Genomic DNA, 16,161 nt, shown 5'->3' on the forward strand with positions numbered 1-16,161 from the left:
ATGCAAGCTGAAAATTCAACTTCACAGCCACAACAGCAATCGTTGGCCAGTAAGATGCCTGATGCTTTTGTGATCCTGTTTTTCGTGGTGCTGATCGCCACAGTCCTGACCCATATTATTCCGGCTGGTTACTTTGAAACCAGCGAGGTGACACGGATAGTGGATGGTCAGGAACAAACACGTACGCTGATTGAGCCAGACAGCTTCACTTACGCAGGTGAGCAGGACAACGGAGCCAGAGTCTTTGCCAGCGGCGGTGGTCAGGGCTTTTTTAATTATGCCTTTGAGGGCATGGTGTCGGGCTCTAAATGGGGTGCGGCTATCGGTGTTGTGGCTTTTATTCTGATTGTCGGTGGCGCCTTTGGCATCATCATGCAATCAGGTGCCGTGAATAATGGCATTATGGCCCTGATACGCCGTACCCAAAAGGCCGACAAACTCATCGTACCCATGATGTTTTTGTTGTTCTCTTTTGGTGGTGCGGTGTTTGGCATGGGCGAGGAGGCGATTGCCTTTTGTATAGTGCTTACCCCCCTGATGGTGGCATTAGGTTACAACGCCATTACTGCCGTGCTGATCACCTATATCGCCACGCAGATAGGTTTTGCCACTTCCTGGATGAACCCCTTCAGCGTTGCCATTGCACAAGGTATTGCGGATGTGCCACTGATGTCTGGCAAAGGCTATCGTGTCACCCTTTGGGCGATTTTTACGCTGGTGGGCATGGTCTTTACCATGCGTTATGCCGCACACATAAAAGCGGACCCCGAGAGCAGTGCCAGTCTGCATGCCGACAGGCATTTTCGTCAGCAACAACAACAGGCGCTGAGTAATAACTTTGGCGCAGTGGATATCGCCATTCTGCTGACCTTACTGGCCGGTATAATCTGGGTGATCTGGGGCGTAACCCTGTATCAGTATTATATCCCGGAGATTGCCAGTCAGTTTTTTGCCATGGGAATCGTCGTGGCCATTATCGCCATAGCAGGGGGACGCATGACCATGAACGGTGCGTCGGAAGCGTTCCAGAAAGGCGCAAAAGAATTACTCCCCGCAGCGCTGATTGTGGGCATGGCAAAAGGAATTGTACTGATTTTAGGTGGTGATGATGCTACCAGTCCCTCGGTGCTGAATACCTTATTGCACCATGCCGGCAGCAGTATGGCGTCAGTATCGGAAACCGGTTCGGCGCTGTTTATGTTTGGCTTTCAGTCGGTATTTAATTTTTTTATTGCATCGGGTTCCGGCCAGGCAGCCCTGACCATGCCGTTGATGGCGCCACTGTCTGATCTGGTGGGGGTTTCCCGGCAAATTGCGGTTCTGGCCTTTCAACTGGGTGACGGGCTGACCAACACCATCATTCCAACTTCTGCATCATTAATTGGTTGTCTTGGTGTGGCACGAATTGACTGGTCTGTGTGGGCCAAATTTGCCTGGAAGCCGGTGCTGGGTCTTATGTTAATGTCAGCCGCTGCAATGGTAGTGGCTGTAGCAATAGGTTATCAATGAACAGTCTAACGTTAATAAGGAATATCAGGGTTCTTTGCCCTGAAGACAAAGGCACGCTGGATGTGCTGATCGCGGGTGACAAAGTGGTTGCCATGGATAAATCCATCGCTATCAGCTCGAATATGCTCATCGAAGTGGACGGCAGTGGCAAAGTGTTGATGCCCGGTCTGGTTGACAGCCTGGTGCATATCACAGGTGGTGGCGGTGAAGGCGGTTTTCATACCCGCACACCGCAAATGTCTCTGACCGATGCCACCACTGGTGGTGTTACTACGGTGATTGGTGCTTTGGGTACCGATGCCACCACCCGCACCTTACCGGATCTGCTGGCTAAGGCCAGAGGGCTGGAAACAGAAGGGCTGAGCGTATATTGCTATACCGGTTCTTATCAGCTGCCACCACGCACAATAACCGGCAATGTGACCGATGATATTGTGCTGATCGAAAAATTTATCGGTATCGGTGAAGTGGCCATTGCTGATCATCGCTCATCACAACCCACTCCCAGAGAGCTGATGCAGATTGCTTCAGACGCAAGAGTTGGCGGTATGCTGTCGGGTAAATCCGGGATTGTCAGTATTCATGTGGGGGATGGCGCTGGTCAGCTGAAATTATTACATGAGGTGGTGGAACAATCTGATATCCCTGCGTCGCAATTTTATCCTACCCATATAAACCGCAATCAGTCTTTACTTGACGCAGGAATTGCCTGGACCAGGGCTGGCGGACGCATCGATTTCACCAGCAGCACCAATGCGCAGTTTATCTGTGAAGGTGAGATACCTGCTGCAGAAGCCCTGGCCTATTGCCTGCAAGAGGGGGTAGATGCCACGCAGCTTACCATCAGCTCAGACGGCAATGCCAGCCTGCCGGTATTTGATCAAAAAGGGCAACTTATTGGTCTGGAAGTGGGCCAGGTTGGGTCTTTGTATCAGTCTTTCTGTGATGCGGTACATAAGTACCAGGCACCTTTGGAAAAAGCCCTTGCCAGCGTTACCAAAAGCCCGGCAGATATACTCGGCTTATCTCACAAAGGGCGTATTGAGCCAGGCTGCGATGCAGATTTGATTATTGCCGCAGCAGATTCATTGCAAATCGAATCTGTGTATGCCCGGGGAAGATTGATGCTCCGTGATGGCAAGGCCTGTGTTAAAGGGACTTTTGAGTAACCTTAGCGCTCATTGTTAAAGCGTCTCCCGTGGGCCATGCTCTGTCCCTTACCGCAGCAGTTTTACAATTTAGACTGCTGCGGCTTTTTACGTTTGTCATAAAACTGATTTTTCAGATGAAACTTGTCACTTATTTGTCATATCTGCTTTCTGGATTAAAAAACAACCAACAGATTACGTTTTAAACAGCTATCCATCCTCGCCATTCTTACTTGTTGCTTCAGGTAAATTTACCTATGTATTTTAACTTATTGATTATAAAGCTTTATGTACAGGAAGTTATGAATCTTTATAACCCCTTCTTACTTTCTATACCTGATTGCACAATCAGTTACGAATAGTCAGCGTGCAGATGAAGATTTGGCAGTACTGAAACGCGCATTCTAGTAACCAGCAAATACAGGGTAGAGAATATGAAAACCAGAATATCTTTGTTGTCGGCCGCTATACTGGCGTCCATGCAGGCAACGGCTGCTCCGGCAGACAGTTTGATCATCAGTGGCGTAGTAGATGGCCCCTTGCCCGGAGGCTTACCAAAGGCCGTTGAAATTTATGTTGCCAAAGACATTGATGATATCAGTCAATGTGGCCTTGGTTCGGCCAACAACGGTGGTGGTACCGATGGTGAGGAGTTTACCTTCCCTTCAGGTGCTGTCAGTGCCGGTCAATATCTGTACGTGGCTTCCGAGTCTGCCGGTTTTAGTGATTTCTTTGGCTTTTCGCCCAACTACACCAGCAGTGCAGCCAACATTAATGGCGATGATGCCATTGAGCTGTTTTGTGATGGCGCTGTGGTAGATACCTTTGGTGAAACCGAAGTAGATGGAACGGGACAGGCCTGGGAGCATCTTGATGGCTGGGCGTACCGGATAGCCGACACAGGCCCGGATGATGGGAATTTTGTTTTAGCGAACTGGCAGTTTAGCGGGCCGAATGCACTGGATGGCGAGAGTAGCAATGACTCGGCTGTGCTACCGTTTCCGCTGGCCAGTTTTACGGGGGATGGTGGTGGTTCGCCGGGCGATCCTGACCCGGTCGACCCGGATCCGGTTGAGCCAGGTGAAGGCGGCGAAGGACTGCTTTTCTCAGAATATGTTGAGGGCAGCAGTTTTAACAAGGCCATTGAGCTGGCAAATACAACGGACGCTACGCTGGACTTAAGTGGCTATCAGGTTCTGCTGTATTCTAACAGCAATACCAATGCCGGCACTACGTTGGATCTTACCGGCTCACTGGCCGCTGGTGAGGTACTGGTTATTGCCAATTCCCAGGCAGCTGATGCGATTCAGGCCGTGGCGGATGTGATTTCCGGAGTCACTAACTTTAACGGCAATGATGCGCTGGAACTTCGCTATAACAATACACTGGTCGACAGTATCGGTCAGGTTGGCAGCGGACAGAACTTTGGCAGCAATGTGACTCTGGTTCGCAAGGCTGATACCGCCGGGGATACGGATTCATCGGATACCTTTGTTGCCGCAGAGCAGTGGCAGGAATTTGCGTCTGATACCTTTACCTATCTGGGCAGCCACAACGGCGACGATGGTGGTGACACCCCTGTGGTTGAGTTATGGCAGTGTGGTGACCCGGCAACCCTGATCAGTCAGATTCAGGGCAGTGGTGATGTTTCGCCAGTGGCGTCTGAAAGCCACATTGTTGAAGCGGTGGTAACCGGTACCTTTACAAACCTGCAGGGCTATTTTGTTCAGGAAGAAGTCGCAGACTGGGATAATGACGCGAATACTTCAGAAGGGGTGTTTGTCTATACCAATTCTGATCAGAATCTGCCTCAGCCGGGAACACTGGTAAGAGTGCAGGGCGAGGTGAGTGAGTTCTTTGATAAAACCCAGCTCACTGTCAGCGCTCCAGGTCTGGATTGTGGACAGGCAGATACGCCCACAATGAGCTTGTCACTGCCTTTCGCCGATGCGCAGCAGCCAGAGTCTTTAGAGGGGATGCTGGTTAGTTTTGAACACAGCCTGACGGTAACCGACAATTACAATCTGGGGCGCTATGGTGAAGTGACACTATCTAATGGCCGTACTTATATTCCGACTAACCTGCACCTGCCGGGTTCTGCAGTAGCCCAGTCTCTGGCGGAGGAAAATGCTCTCAACCGTATTTTGCTGGACGATGGTATCAACGGTCAGAATCCCGAAACGGTGATTTATCCCACTGGTGGGCTGTCTGCATTTAATACCCTGCGTACCGGTGATCTGGTTAGTAGTCTTAGCGGCGTGCTCGATTATGGCTTTGGTGAATATCGCATTATTCCGGTTGAAGCACCGACTTTTGTGGCCAGTAACCCGAGAACACCAGCGCCGGAGATTGCCGAGGGCAACCTTAAAGTAGCCAGCCTGAATGTGCTGAACTTCTTTAATGGTGACGGTCAGGGTGGCGGCTTCCCGACACCAAGAGGTGCCGACAATTCACAAGAATATCAGCGTCAGCTGGATAAGCTGGTGTCTGCCATTCTGACCATGGATGCCGATGTTGTCGGGCTGATGGAAATTGAAAACGATGGCTATGACCAGAACAGCGCCATCGCTCAGTTAACTGACGCACTCAATGCTCTGGCTGGCGAGTCTGTCTATGCATATGTGGATGCAGGTGGGCAGCTAGGTACTGATGCTATCGCAGTGGGTCTGCTGTATAAAACCGGTGCCGTTACGCCGGTGGGTGATGCGCGTATTCATCTGGATTCGGTCTATAACCGCCCGCCGCTGGCCCAGCGTTTCAGTAACGCCGGAGGCGGCGAACTGAGCGTTATCGTTAACCACTTTAAATCCAAAGGCGGTTGCGGCAGTGCCGATGGTCTGGATCAGGACCAGGGCGACGGTCAGGCTTGTTTCAATGCCACTCGTGTAGCCCAGGCCCGGGCATTACTGGACTGGATAGCGACTGATGAGCAGCTCTCAAGTGAGAAAAACCATCTGGTTATTGGCGATTTAAATGCCTATGCCAAGGAAGATCCTATCCGTGCATTTACTGACAATGGCTTTACCAACCTGATCGAAGCCTATGCCGGATCCGAGGCATACTCCTACGTGTTCAGAGGTGAAGCCGGGTATCTGGACCATGCTATTGCCAGTGACGACCTCGCCGCACAGGTGACCGATGTGGCTACCTGGCATATTAATGCCGACGAGCCACGTATTCTTGACTACAACACCGAGTACAAATCACAGCAACAGGTACTGGACTTCTATGCACCGGACAGCTACCGCGCCTCGGATCATGACCCTGTTATCGTCACTTTGGACCTGCAGGCTGCAGAATTACAGGGTGATTTTGACGGTGATGGTGATGTGGATAGCAGCGATATGAAAGGACTGATGCGGGCCATACTGACCCGACAAACCATTGATATGGCTTTCGATTTGAATGATGACGGTGTTATTAACACCCGCGACCTACAAATCATGTACACGCTCTGTAGCCGAGCCAGCTGTGCCACTGAATAACAAATACTACTAAGGAAAAGACAATGAAAAAACTTATTGCAATCTTAACGTTAACGCTGGGCTTTGGTGCTCAGGCAGCTCAAATTAACCTCAGTGTGGATCAGACCGATTACACCATCGGAGACGAAATCACCGTCAATCTGAGCGCTACCGACCTGGTGGATGTGGCGGCATTTGAGTTTGATTTGCTGTTCGATACCGGCAGTTTTGGACTGAGTGCGGGCGATTCTGTGGTTGCGGATAGCTCAGATCTGTCATCGGCTATCTTATTTGAAAACTTTGCCTTTGCGGACGGTGCGGAAACGGGACTGGGTTTTGGTTTCTTCGACATTTTCTCCCTGAATGGAGAGGCGTTGATAGCCAGCTTTACCTTAACGGCACAGGCGCTGGGTAACTTTGACTTTGCACTGGCAAACGGGGTATTCAGCGATTCTCTGTTTGATGATGTTCCGGTTAGCTTTTCAGGTAACTCGTCGGTTAATGTTACGGCCGCAGAGGTTTCAGAACCTGCGAGTCTGGCATTGTTCGGGCTGGCTCTGACCGGCTTCGTTGTGGCACGCAGAAAGCGCAGTTAAACTTCACGCGCACGCGCAAGAGCCCTGCTTCGGCGGGGCTTTTGTGCATCTGTTATTACTAGTGGATTTTAAATGAACCAACAACTTCGATACCTCTTCATCATTTTTTTTCTGGCTGTGTCAGCGCTGCAGGCAGGTTGTGCAGAACAATCAGATGTAACGCTTTCAGAGCCTGTTGTGCTGTCGCTACCTTTTAGCAGTTACGAGCAGGTTGCAGCATTAGACGGAAAACACGTGACGTTTAATCAGCCATTGACAGTGATAGACAGTTACAACCTGCATCGTTTTGGAGAGCTGACACTTTCTCATCAACGGCAGTTCGTTCCGACCAACCTATACTTGCCTGGCTCTTCTCAGGCGGCAGCACTGGAACAGCATAACCAATTGAACCGTATCCGGTTGCTGGATCACAGTGATCAGGAATATCCTGAAAAAATACCTTATCCAGGCGAAGCGTTAAGTGCGAATAATACAGTGCGTGTTGGTGATCAGGTGGTTTCTGTTACTGGTGTTTTGCAGCTATCAGACCAGAAAATTACTCTGCGCCCTGTTGAACAGCCTGAATTTATAGCAGCCAATCCACGCCTGCAGAGGCCGGAGTTGCGCAGCGGAAATCTTCGTATCGCCAGCCTTAATCTGCTCAACCTGTTTAACGGTGACGGTCAGGGCGGTGATTTCCCTACCCCCAGAGGGGCCGATAATCCTGAGGAATATCAGCGTCAGTTAGCCAAGTTAGTAGCCTCTGTTGCGGCGATGGATGCTGATATTATCGGACTTATGGAACTGGAGAACGATGGTTTTGGCCAGTTCAGTACTATCGCCCAGTTCACTGAGGCATTAAATCATGCTGTTGGTGAAAACCGTTATGCTTTTGTTGATGCCGGAGCACCATTGGGTGATGACGTGATTGCGGTGGGTTTGTTGTATCGCCCACAAGTGGTTTCGCTGATGTCCACAGCAAAAATTAGCCCGGATAAGGTTTTTGACCGGCCACCACTGGCTCAGGTATTTCAGCATAAGGCTTCGGGAGAGTCACTCACTGTAGTGGTCAACCATTTTAAATCCAAGGGCAGTTGCCATAGGGCTGAGGGACTGAATCAGGACCAGAATGATGGACAGGGCTGCTTCAATGCAAAACGCCAGCTACAGACTAACCGATTGATAACATGGCTGGATACTGAGCCAGATCTCAACAGCAACGGAAAGCAACTGGTGATGGGTGATTTGAATGCCTATGCCATGGAAGACCCCATCCGCGCGTTTGCGGCTCATGGATATAAGGATTTGGTGGGGCATTTTGCCGGTGACAAAGCCTATAGCTATGTTTATAGAGGTCAGTCCGGCTACATTGACCATGCGCTGGCCAGTCGACAACTATTCACAAAAGTAATCGATGCGGCCGCTTGGCATAGCAATGCCGATGAACCCCGGGCACTGGATTACAACACTGAGAATAAAACCGCTGGGCAGTCTCAGTCGCTCTATGCAAAAGACGGCTACAGAGCGTCGGACCATGACCCCGTGCTAATCAGCATTAAATTTGATTAAGCAGCACTAATCAGGGCATCCTTGTGCTAATAATCACTCCCGGATACCCTGATGGCTAATTATTCATTAACACAGCGCTGGCGCCATTTTAAGCTTAAGCTCAACAAGCAATTGGTGGCACAGACCGTTACTGCTCAATTACTGAGACAAATCATCAGAGATTATCAGGCACAGGGCTGGGAACGGGATCGTATGCACAGTGAAGTAGATACAGAGAAATGTTTCGACGTTCTGAGTCTTCGAAAAGGTAACAGCCAATTGGATTTTAGATTGCCCGATGAACAGGGCGGCGAAATCTGCGGCCCTGATAATGCGCTTTCTGCACTGGCTCGCCAGTACCAGTTGGCGACCACCCGGACTCCGGATTAAATACCCTCATCATATCTCGTTGCACAATCAGGAGGCCGGTATTGACGCCACAACAAACAACTGAGGCATCACAGGCCGCATACGCGGCACTAAGACAAAGTCTGAATCAGTACGCCACTATTAGCGATGATACCTGGAAGGCGTTCAGGCCGTTATGCCGGTACCGCGAACTGTCCGCCAGGGCTCTTTTGTACAGTGTCGGTCAGCACCCGGACAGTTTTAGCTACGTGTTTACTGGTCTGTTTAGGGTGTTTATTAGTGATGCGCAGGGTAATGAATACAATAAAAACTTCTTTGCCGAAGGCAGTTTTCCCGGATGTATGACGGCCCTGCTGACCGGAGAGCCTTCTCAGTTCAGTGTCCAGGCTCTGGAGCCGGTGCAGATCATCGAAATTGACTTTAACGGGTATCGGGCATTGCTGGATAGCAATATAGAACTGATGCGCTTTCAGATACGTTATCTTGAACAACACTGGTTGCAAGCCAAAGACACCCGCGAGGTGGAAATTGTGCAGCAGGGGGCCAGTCAACGATATCGCAGCTTTTTACGTCAGTACCCGGATCTGCACCGGCGTCTTGCGCAGTATCATATTGCATCTCATCTGGGCATTACCCCCACCCAGCTAAGCCGGATTCGACGTAATATCCTTTAGCTTTTTTCCAAAGCGCTATTAACCAAGCAAATGAATGTTTTTCATCTACGGCGTTTTATCAACCTATGTAAATGAGTTTGTTGTTTGGCGTCATTATGCTTGTGCTCTTTACACAATAAAGAGAGACAAGATATGAAGGTATTAGACGCACTAAACTGGCGCTATGCGGTACGCAACTTCTCTGACGAGCAAATTCCCCGTGAAGATCTGGAAATCTTATTACAAGCTGTGAGGATGAGTCCCAGTGCATTTGGTCTGCAACCCTATCGCCTGATCGTAATCAGCAACAAATCGCTGCGTAAGCAACTACTGGCACACTCAATGGGTCAGAGCAAAGTAGTGGACTGTTCTGATCTTGTTGTTTTTGCTGCACAGACCGATGTCAGCGAACACACTGTACAAGCCTATATGGAGCAGCTAATCAGGCTCAGGCAGGTCGCACCTGAGTCTGTTGAGGCCTTTCAGCAACAGATTAACGGTTTTCTTTCATCCTTGTTGCCACAGCAAAAAGCCGAGTGGGCACATCAACAAGCATACATCGCACTGGGTAACTTACTTACCAGTGCAGCAATGATGAAAATCGATAGTTGCCCGATGACCGGATTTGACCCGCAGGGCTATGACCAGGTTCTGGACCTCAATCGCCAGCAGCTTACCACCACCGCCATCTGTGCACTGGGACGCCGTCACTCACAAGATAATTATGCACAACTGGCGAAAGTGCGTCTGGATACAGACGAATTCATTCTGCGGAGTTAAGGTGATGATGCTGTTTATAGTACTGGCAGTGCTGGCCGGTGTTGCCATTGCGACCCAGGCCAGTATGAATGCTTACCTTGGGGTATTGTTAAAAGACTCTTTATTGGGCACCGCTATTGCGTTCGCCAGCAGCTGTCTGTTTTGCGTGCTGGCGATTGCATTGTGGACCAAGGCACTGCCGAGTGTTTCAGTAATCCGCGCCGTGCCGCTATACCTGTGGTTTGGTGGCGGTATGTTAAGCGCATTTGGGGTGGGGATGTTGTATTTTCTTATTCCCAAACTTGGGGGCGGACCATTGATGGCTTATGCGCTGACCGGACAATTGCTGATGGCGACAGTGGCCAGCCATTATGGATGGTTTAACTTCCCCGTTAAACCGTTGGACCTGCCAAGGATCGGCGGCATTATTGCCCTGGTTGTGGCGTTGATTTTATTGAGAAAATGAGCATGAATACTAACCAACTCAAGCAAGCCAATATTGATAACCTTAGCGCCCTGTGGCAAACCCTGGGCAGTCATAGCAGCAAAGATAGTCGGGGCAACAGGGTACATTGCTCAGCCAGCTGGCCACATCGTTGTTGGTCAGACTTTCCTGTGCGGCTGTTTCCCGGCGCATTTTTAGCACCACAGAGCATTGTGCCGGTCTGGCAGGTGGGGGAGCAAAGTCGCGAACAGGAGCAGGCCCTGGAAGAGCAGGGTTTTACTGTCGCGTTTGAGCAGCAGGCTATGGTGCTAGAGCTAAACCCCCCGGCTGAGTGTCAGACTGATAATGACATCACCATTATTAACAGCGAGGCAGATATTATAGTCTGGACGAGCATCGCCAGTGCTGCCTTTGGTTATATCATTGACCCTGATGTGATCCTGCGGGGTAACCAGGCCCCAAATCTGCAACTGATGCTGGGGTATGCGCAACAGCGTCCGGCTGTAACCGCACTGCTATATCAAACCGACGATATTGTGGGTGTGCATCAGCTTGGGGTGACACCAGAGTTCAGAGGAAAAGGGCTGGCAAGCAAAATGATGGCAGCCCTATTAGGCAGCGACATGGTTCGCCGCTCAAAATGGATGGTGTTGCAAGCTTCTGCGGCAGGTGAGCCCATGTATCGTAAGCTGGGATTCCGGCCGCAGTTCAGAATTCGCAATTATCAGCGTCAAAAACCATGATGGGCTTTAATGGCATGGTCTGAGCAGGAACTGAAATCAGGGCTTGATTGCATATTTTCTCAGTAACTCCTGCCAGGCCTCTGTGTTCAATGCCGAGGTAAGCCACTGATGCAAGTCCGGGCGGTTGGCTGGTAACATTACCTGCAGCGTAAAGCTATTATAAGGCAGTTTAAACACATGGAGCTTATCGGCCAATCCGTTGGTGTCGTTGTTTACCAGATAATTCAACGTACTCCGGCGCACCAGGGTAATATCGGCGCGCCCCTTTGCCACACGTTGCAGCACGGCAAGGTTACTGGACCCGTTATCCCGTATAAGCTGCTTATCCTGCATCATTTCGCCCAGCACCCCTGGGTACTGATGCCCGTGCAATGCGGCAAATGTCAGCCCGGATAAAGATGAAGGGCCATCATATTCAATAGGATTTTGCCGTGATGAAACCAGAAGATCGGCATCGTCAAAAAGTGGGACCCAGTTAAAGGTGTCGCTATTCTCTGCGCTCCAGCCCCACTGCGGGATAACACCAAACAGCATCCAGTTGTTATCACATTGAATGGTGTTTGAAGGGCAGCTCCCATTTAACCAGTGCTTCAGTTCCCAATCGAGTCTCTTTCTGGGTCTTATCTCTACCCTGACCTGAGGAACATCTTTTTGCTGCATCAGCAATTGTGCCAGATTAAACGCCAGTCCACCCTGCGCAGAATTGATATCACCTGTTATAAAAGGGGGTTGCTGATGGTAGAGGTACATTTTCAGAGATTCAGTCCGCGAGGCGGATAATGTGTTGCTACCAAATAACCCGATGGTGAGACAAAAAAGTAATATTAAATTGTGAGACTGTTGTTTGAACCTCTGCATCAGTTTCCCTTTCTATGCCTGAATATTAACTGGTTTTATAGCGGCCTATTATCTGATCTAATTCTGTTGCCAGCGCTGCAAGCTCGTCGCTTATCGTGGCTGCTTTGCTGGTTCCTTCAGTGGTTTCCTCGGCGATCGTCACAATACGGTGTACGTTCTGATTGATGGATTCAGAGACAGTGGTTTGTTCTTCGGCGGCACTGGCAATCTGATTATTCATGTCGTTTATGGTGGTGACGGCAGTCTGTATTTCCTGCAGTGCTTTACTGACTCTGTTTGCTTCCGTGACGGTGTTTTCACTATGTTTACTAATCTGACCTATTGCGGTGACGGCATCGTTGGCGCCATTTTGCAAACGGCCTATCATATCATTGATCTCCTCTGTGCTGGATGCGGTACGAGCAGCCAGCGTTCTGACTTCATCGGCGACGACGGCGAATCCACGCCCTTGTTCACCAGCTCTGGCCGCTTCAATGGCGGCATTCAGTGCCAGCAGGTTGGTTTGTTCGGCGATCCCGCTGATCACCTCCAGAACGCCGCCAATGTTTTGTGACTCTGTGCCAACTTTAGAGATCACATCTACCCCGGCCTGAACCTGTTCCTCCAGCCCCCGAATCACCTCAATGGCTCTGGCCAGAGTCTGACTGGCGCGTTGTACCTGCTGATCGGCGTCATTGGCTGCATTGGCGGCGCCGCTGGCGTTATTTGCCACATCCTGCGCTGTTGTAGCCATCTCATGCATGGCAGTGGCTACCTGGTCACTCTCAGCATGTTGCTTCTGTGTACCTTGCTGGGCATTACTCATTAAACTGGAGAGCTGTTCTCCTGACTGGCTAAGATGGGTCACAGATGAACGTACATTTGAGACCAATTCGGCTACCTGGCTTGCAAAGACATTAAAGGCACGTGCCAGGTCTCCCAGTTCATGCTCCTGCTCTTCCAGTCGTTGAGAGAGGTCGCCTTCTCCTTCAGCGATATCCTGCATGGCACCTACCGCCTGTTGCAAGGGCACCAGGATGCTGCGCGCGATCATCACGCCAAGGGCAATCATGGCCAGCAGAAGTAGCAAAGCGACAATAATCAGTAACAGCATGCTCTTACTGACCTGTTGGTCGGTTTGCGCTTGCAGGTTCTGCAGCTGATTTTCAAGATCATCGATATAGAAGCCGGTAGCAATGATCCAGTCTGTGTCCGGAATCATCACCGCTTTGGCCAGTTTCGGGGACGCTACCGAACTGCCTACTCTGGGCCAGCTGTAGCGAATATAATCCCCTCCCGATCTGGCGGCCTGGATATATTCTCTTGTAAGGTAGCGCCCATCCTTTGTCTGGCTATCATAAAAACTCTGCCCCTCTCTGTCTGGCGCATCAGCACTGACAACCTGAACCCCCTTGGTGTCGTAGACAAAGAAATAGTTATTGCCATTTTCGTAACGCAGCTGACGCAAAATACTTTTGCGTTGCTCCTCGGTCTCTGCTGTGGCAACGGCACTGATAGCCAGTTCAAGAAATGCATCGAGTTGAGCCTGACGCTCAGCAAACAAAGATTGCCGCATTTGTTCTGCACTCATCTGGGCGATGCTTTTTTGTTGACTGATTGATTGCCAGGTTAACGTCAGTGCCAACAGAACAAGGGGGATTGTGGCAAGCAGCATGATTTTGAGTTTGATCGAGAGTTTATGCATTAGGCTTTACCCGGAAGTGGTGTGCATCAGAAATGCCATTTGATTAACAGGTTCAGGTTATTCTCGTTACTGGCTAAGGCAGCGCTGTTTGCAATGCCAAACTTGTTACGCCAGTAAACATATTCAAAACCCAGATACAGTTTACTTTTAATACCCAGAACATCACTGGCCAGCCACTTTAACTGTGGCGTGATGTTCAGATTGGCCCGCTGGTCTGAACTGGTGCTGGCCCAGTCAGCGAATCCGTCGAATACAAACTGTTGTTCACCGAACCGCCAGGGTACAGCCCAAACCAGAGTGAGCTGCCAATTGTTCGCCTTGTCATCATTGTTGCGGCGATAACCATTTACCTGAAAAAACTGAAAGCCGGGTATATCGAGATCCACGCCCATACCATATAAAAAATTTGTGGCGTTACTGCCCATTTCAACATGGCCCGCAATCAGCACGTCTTTTATCGGACCCGCAACAAAGCTTGTGGAGGTCTTTTTGCTAAGACTGAAGCGGGGTTGAAGTTCCGCATAATTGGTCCGGGTGCCGTCGGCAAAACGCATATGGTCGAGAAAAAAGAAGCTGTCACCCCAGTCGGTGCTGGCCACATGCTCAAGGGTAATAACCTGCCTGTCGGATTCGCCAATCCGATAATTTTCGCCGTACAGATAACTGAGACGCGCCTCCTGAAAACTCGCCAGAGCGAGGTGGGAATGAAACAGAACCAGTAGCAGAATCAGGCCAGCTTTCATAGGCTTACTTCTTGAATAGAAAGGAACTATTCAGTTAAGCCTCTATCTGGCTGAAATTCAAGTGAGTCTGAAAATGCCCCAGGGACTGTTATTCAAGATCCACTTTTCCGCGCAGGTTTTTTTTACTACCGGTTTTCTTCTTATTTTCTATCCTGCGGCGCTTTGCAGCTTTACTGGGTTTTGTCGGGCGACGGGCTTTCCGGGTTTTTCCTGCTTCTTTAATCAGGGCCACCAGACGGGCGAGGGCGTCTTCTTTATTCTGTTCCTGGGTACGGGCGTTCTGAGCCTTGATCACCACCACGCCATCGCTGGTAATGCGGCTGTCGGAGAGTTTCAGTAAGCGCTGCTTATAAAAGTCGGGCAGGGTAGAGGCGTTGATATCGAAACGCAGATGAATAGCGCTGGCCACTTTATTTACATTCTGGCCACCACTGCCCTGAGCACGAATGGCACTGAGTTCTACTTCATCTTCGCTGATACTGACATTGCTGTTGATAATTAACATAGGACTATAACGTTATCAGTTGTAGGGGCGAATTCATTCGCCTGAATTAAACACTGCCAGCCCAATAAATTGGGCCCTACAAAATCATTATGGCAGGACTTTATTATAGGGCTTGACGATGCTGCGGGCATAGACGCCGGCCGCTTTATAAGGATCCGCATCGGCCCAGGCTTGTGCCTGTTCGAGCGAGTCAAACTCAGCCACGACCAGGGACCCTGTAAAACCCGCTTCACCCGGGTCTTGTGTGTCGATGGCGGGGCAGGGGCCTGCAATCAACAACCGGCCCTGTTGTTTTAACTGCTCCAGACGCGCCAGATGTTCAGGCCGGGCCTTTTTACGTAACGCCAGACTCTGGTCAATGTCTTCGGAATAAATCATGTACCACATCAGCTATTTCTCATCATTGGCGCTGTCAGTTTGCTCTTCCGGCATATACTTATAGGCATACATAATCGTCGCGATGGTAAATATCAGTGTGACGCCGGTCATACCAAAGACTTTAAAGTTGACCCAGATACTCTCACTGAAACCATATGCTACATACAAATTTGCTGCTGCGCTGGCGAGGAAAAAGGCCGCCCAGCTAATATTCAGGCGTTTCCAAATCTTATCCGGTAATACCATAGCACTGCCCAGTAAACTCTTAAGGGCCGGCCGCTTCATCAGCTGACTTCCCAGCAGAATCACAGCGAAAAGGACATAAACAATACTTGGCTTCCACATAATAAAGTGTTCATCGCGCAGGCCAATAGTCAGGCCCCCAAATACCAGGATCATAATCAGGAACACCCATTGCTTTTTAGGCACTTCTTTTGTTTGCAGGTAAGTCACCAGTATCTGCAACAGGGTGGCAAGCATCAGCGCACCCGTTGCCCAGAAAATATCCTGCATCTTGTAGACCACAAAAAAGATCAGCAGGGGAAGGAACTCTAATAAAAACTGCATAATGACTCACTTAAAAAACTTGGCTGGCCTGATGATACCGATTTTTACCCCGCTAAGACAGGGGGTATGAGTGCAGAATGCTGAATGATGAGTGATGAGTTAAAACTGAACAACAGCCTGCAACCGCTACAGTAAGGAGATTATTCACCACGGAGGCACAGAGAAAAAGCAAGATAACAAAACTCCGACCACGAAAAACACTAAATACACGAA

Annotated in this window: 16 protein-coding genes; 10 read left to right on the plus strand and 6 right to left on the minus strand. The window is 49.9% G+C overall.

All coding sequences use genetic code 11. The features are described 5' to 3' along the window. From yfcC to CDA54_RS00225, 10 genes are all read left to right on the plus strand, one after another. Window positions 1-1,509 (plus strand): putative basic amino acid antiporter YfcC, encoded by a 1,509-nt coding sequence (gene yfcC / locus CDA54_RS00180; protein WP_099032983.1) that lies wholly within the window; start codon window positions 1-3, stop codon window positions 1,507-1,509. Next, entirely contained in the window at window positions 1,506-2,678 is a 1,173-nt protein-coding gene (iadA, locus tag CDA54_RS00185) for a beta-aspartyl-peptidase (RefSeq protein WP_099032984.1), read from the plus strand. The genes yfcC and iadA overlap by 4 nt, the downstream gene beginning before the upstream one ends. Window positions 2,679-3,091: 413 nt before the next feature. Further along, entirely contained in the window at window positions 3,092-6,142 is a 3,051-nt protein-coding gene (locus CDA54_RS00190) for an ExeM/NucH family extracellular endonuclease (RefSeq protein WP_099032985.1), read from the plus strand. Between the two features lie 23 nt (window positions 6,143-6,165). Next, window positions 6,166-6,717, plus strand: a complete 552-nt coding sequence (locus tag CDA54_RS00195) for a cohesin domain-containing protein (RefSeq protein ID WP_099032986.1) — start codon at window positions 6,166-6,168, stop codon at window positions 6,715-6,717. Window positions 6,718-6,789: 72 nt separating this feature from the next. Further along, window positions 6,790-8,265 (plus strand): ExeM/NucH family extracellular endonuclease, encoded by a 1,476-nt coding sequence (locus CDA54_RS00200; RefSeq protein ID WP_099032987.1) that lies wholly within the window; start codon window positions 6,790-6,792, stop codon window positions 8,263-8,265. A 51-nt stretch (window positions 8,266-8,316) separates the two neighbouring features. Further along, window positions 8,317-8,634 carry a hypothetical protein gene (locus CDA54_RS00205; RefSeq protein WP_099032988.1) on the plus strand — a complete coding sequence of 106 codons (318 nt, stop codon included), beginning with the start codon at window positions 8,317-8,319 and terminating at the stop codon, window positions 8,632-8,634. Between the two features lie 41 nt (window positions 8,635-8,675). Continuing rightward, window positions 8,676-9,287: a Crp/Fnr family transcriptional regulator gene (locus CDA54_RS00210; protein WP_099032989.1), complete on the plus strand. Its 612-nt coding sequence runs from the start codon at window positions 8,676-8,678 to the stop codon at window positions 9,285-9,287. A 132-nt stretch (window positions 9,288-9,419) separates the two neighbouring features. Then, window positions 9,420-10,046, plus strand: coding sequence for an NAD(P)H-dependent oxidoreductase (locus CDA54_RS00215; protein WP_099032990.1), 627 nt, complete (start codon window positions 9,420-9,422; stop codon window positions 10,044-10,046). A gap of 4 nt (window positions 10,047-10,050) precedes the next feature. Beyond that, the gene (locus CDA54_RS00220; RefSeq protein ID WP_099032991.1) at window positions 10,051-10,491 is read left to right on the plus strand and encodes a DMT family transporter; all 441 of its coding nucleotides are present in this window, start codon (window positions 10,051-10,053) and stop codon (window positions 10,489-10,491) included. 2 nt (window positions 10,492-10,493) lie between these two features. Continuing rightward, window positions 10,494-11,213 carry a GNAT family N-acetyltransferase gene (locus CDA54_RS00225; protein ID WP_180237067.1) on the plus strand — a complete coding sequence of 240 codons (720 nt, stop codon included), beginning with the start codon at window positions 10,494-10,496 and terminating at the stop codon, window positions 11,211-11,213. Between the two features lie 36 nt (window positions 11,214-11,249). Here CDA54_RS00225 and CDA54_RS00230 read toward each other — a convergent pair whose 3' ends face one another. The 6 genes from CDA54_RS00230 to CDA54_RS00255 all read right to left on the minus strand — a co-directional run bounded on the left by CDA54_RS00230 (window position 11,250) and on the right by CDA54_RS00255 (window position 15,948). Next, on the minus strand, window positions 11,250-12,071 hold the full coding sequence (locus CDA54_RS00230; RefSeq protein ID WP_099032993.1) for a type 2 periplasmic-binding domain-containing protein: 822 nt from the start codon (window positions 12,069-12,071) through the stop codon (window positions 11,250-11,252). A 25-nt stretch (window positions 12,072-12,096) separates the two neighbouring features. Continuing rightward, the gene (locus CDA54_RS00235) at window positions 12,097-13,755 is read right to left on the minus strand and encodes a methyl-accepting chemotaxis protein (RefSeq protein ID WP_099032994.1); all 1,659 of its coding nucleotides are present in this window, start codon (window positions 13,753-13,755) and stop codon (window positions 12,097-12,099) included. A gap of 26 nt (window positions 13,756-13,781) precedes the next feature. Then, window positions 13,782-14,498 (minus strand): DUF5020 family protein, encoded by a 717-nt coding sequence (locus CDA54_RS00240; RefSeq protein WP_099032995.1) that lies wholly within the window; start codon window positions 14,496-14,498, stop codon window positions 13,782-13,784. Between the two features lie 88 nt (window positions 14,499-14,586). After that, a complete protein-coding gene (arfB, locus tag CDA54_RS00245) occupies window positions 14,587-15,003 on the minus strand; it encodes an alternative ribosome rescue aminoacyl-tRNA hydrolase ArfB (RefSeq protein WP_099032996.1) in 417 nt (138 codons plus the stop codon). An 87-nt stretch (window positions 15,004-15,090) separates the two neighbouring features. Continuing rightward, window positions 15,091-15,390: a YciI family protein gene (locus tag CDA54_RS00250; protein WP_099032997.1), complete on the minus strand. Its 300-nt coding sequence runs from the start codon at window positions 15,388-15,390 to the stop codon at window positions 15,091-15,093. Between the two features lie 3 nt (window positions 15,391-15,393). Next, entirely contained in the window at window positions 15,394-15,948 is a 555-nt protein-coding gene (locus CDA54_RS00255; RefSeq protein ID WP_099032998.1) for a septation protein A, read from the minus strand. Window positions 15,949-16,161 lie beyond the last annotated feature (213 nt).

Source organism: Lacimicrobium alkaliphilum (genome assembly GCF_002591895.1).
Classification (GTDB): domain Bacteria; phylum Pseudomonadota; class Gammaproteobacteria; order Enterobacterales; family Alteromonadaceae; genus Lacimicrobium; species Lacimicrobium alkaliphilum.

Coding starts and splice junctions, on each gene's coding strand:
- CDA54_RS00225 (WP_180237067.1), top strand. CDS start 10,494: ATGAATACTAACCAACTCAAGCAAGCCAATATTGATAACCTTAGCGCC.
- yfcC (WP_099032983.1), top strand. CDS start 1: ATGCAAGCTGAAAATTCAACTTCACAGCCACAACAGCAATCGTTGGCC.
- CDA54_RS00220 (WP_099032991.1), top strand. CDS start 10,051: ATGATGCTGTTTATAGTACTGGCAGTGCTGGCCGGTGTTGCCATTGCG.
- iadA (WP_099032984.1), top strand. CDS start 1,506: ATGAACAGTCTAACGTTAATAAGGAATATCAGGGTTCTTTGCCCTGAA.
- CDA54_RS00250 (WP_099032997.1), bottom strand. CDS start 15,390: ATGTGGTACATGATTTATTCCGAAGACATTGACCAGAGTCTGGCGTTA.
- CDA54_RS00215 (WP_099032990.1), top strand. CDS start 9,420: ATGAAGGTATTAGACGCACTAAACTGGCGCTATGCGGTACGCAACTTC.
- CDA54_RS00255 (WP_099032998.1), bottom strand. CDS start 15,948: ATGCAGTTTTTATTAGAGTTCCTTCCCCTGCTGATCTTTTTTGTGGTC.
- CDA54_RS00205 (WP_099032988.1), top strand. CDS start 8,317: ATGGCTAATTATTCATTAACACAGCGCTGGCGCCATTTTAAGCTTAAG.
- CDA54_RS00200 (WP_099032987.1), top strand. CDS start 6,790: ATGAACCAACAACTTCGATACCTCTTCATCATTTTTTTTCTGGCTGTG.
- CDA54_RS00190 (WP_099032985.1), top strand. CDS start 3,092: ATGAAAACCAGAATATCTTTGTTGTCGGCCGCTATACTGGCGTCCATG.
- CDA54_RS00240 (WP_099032995.1), bottom strand. CDS start 14,498: ATGAAAGCTGGCCTGATTCTGCTACTGGTTCTGTTTCATTCCCACCTC.
- arfB (WP_099032996.1), bottom strand. CDS start 15,003: ATGTTAATTATCAACAGCAATGTCAGTATCAGCGAAGATGAAGTAGAA.
- CDA54_RS00230 (WP_099032993.1), bottom strand. CDS start 12,071: ATGCAGAGGTTCAAACAACAGTCTCACAATTTAATATTACTTTTTTGT.
- CDA54_RS00195 (WP_099032986.1), top strand. CDS start 6,166: ATGAAAAAACTTATTGCAATCTTAACGTTAACGCTGGGCTTTGGTGCT.
- CDA54_RS00235 (WP_099032994.1), bottom strand. CDS start 13,755: ATGCATAAACTCTCGATCAAACTCAAAATCATGCTGCTTGCCACAATC.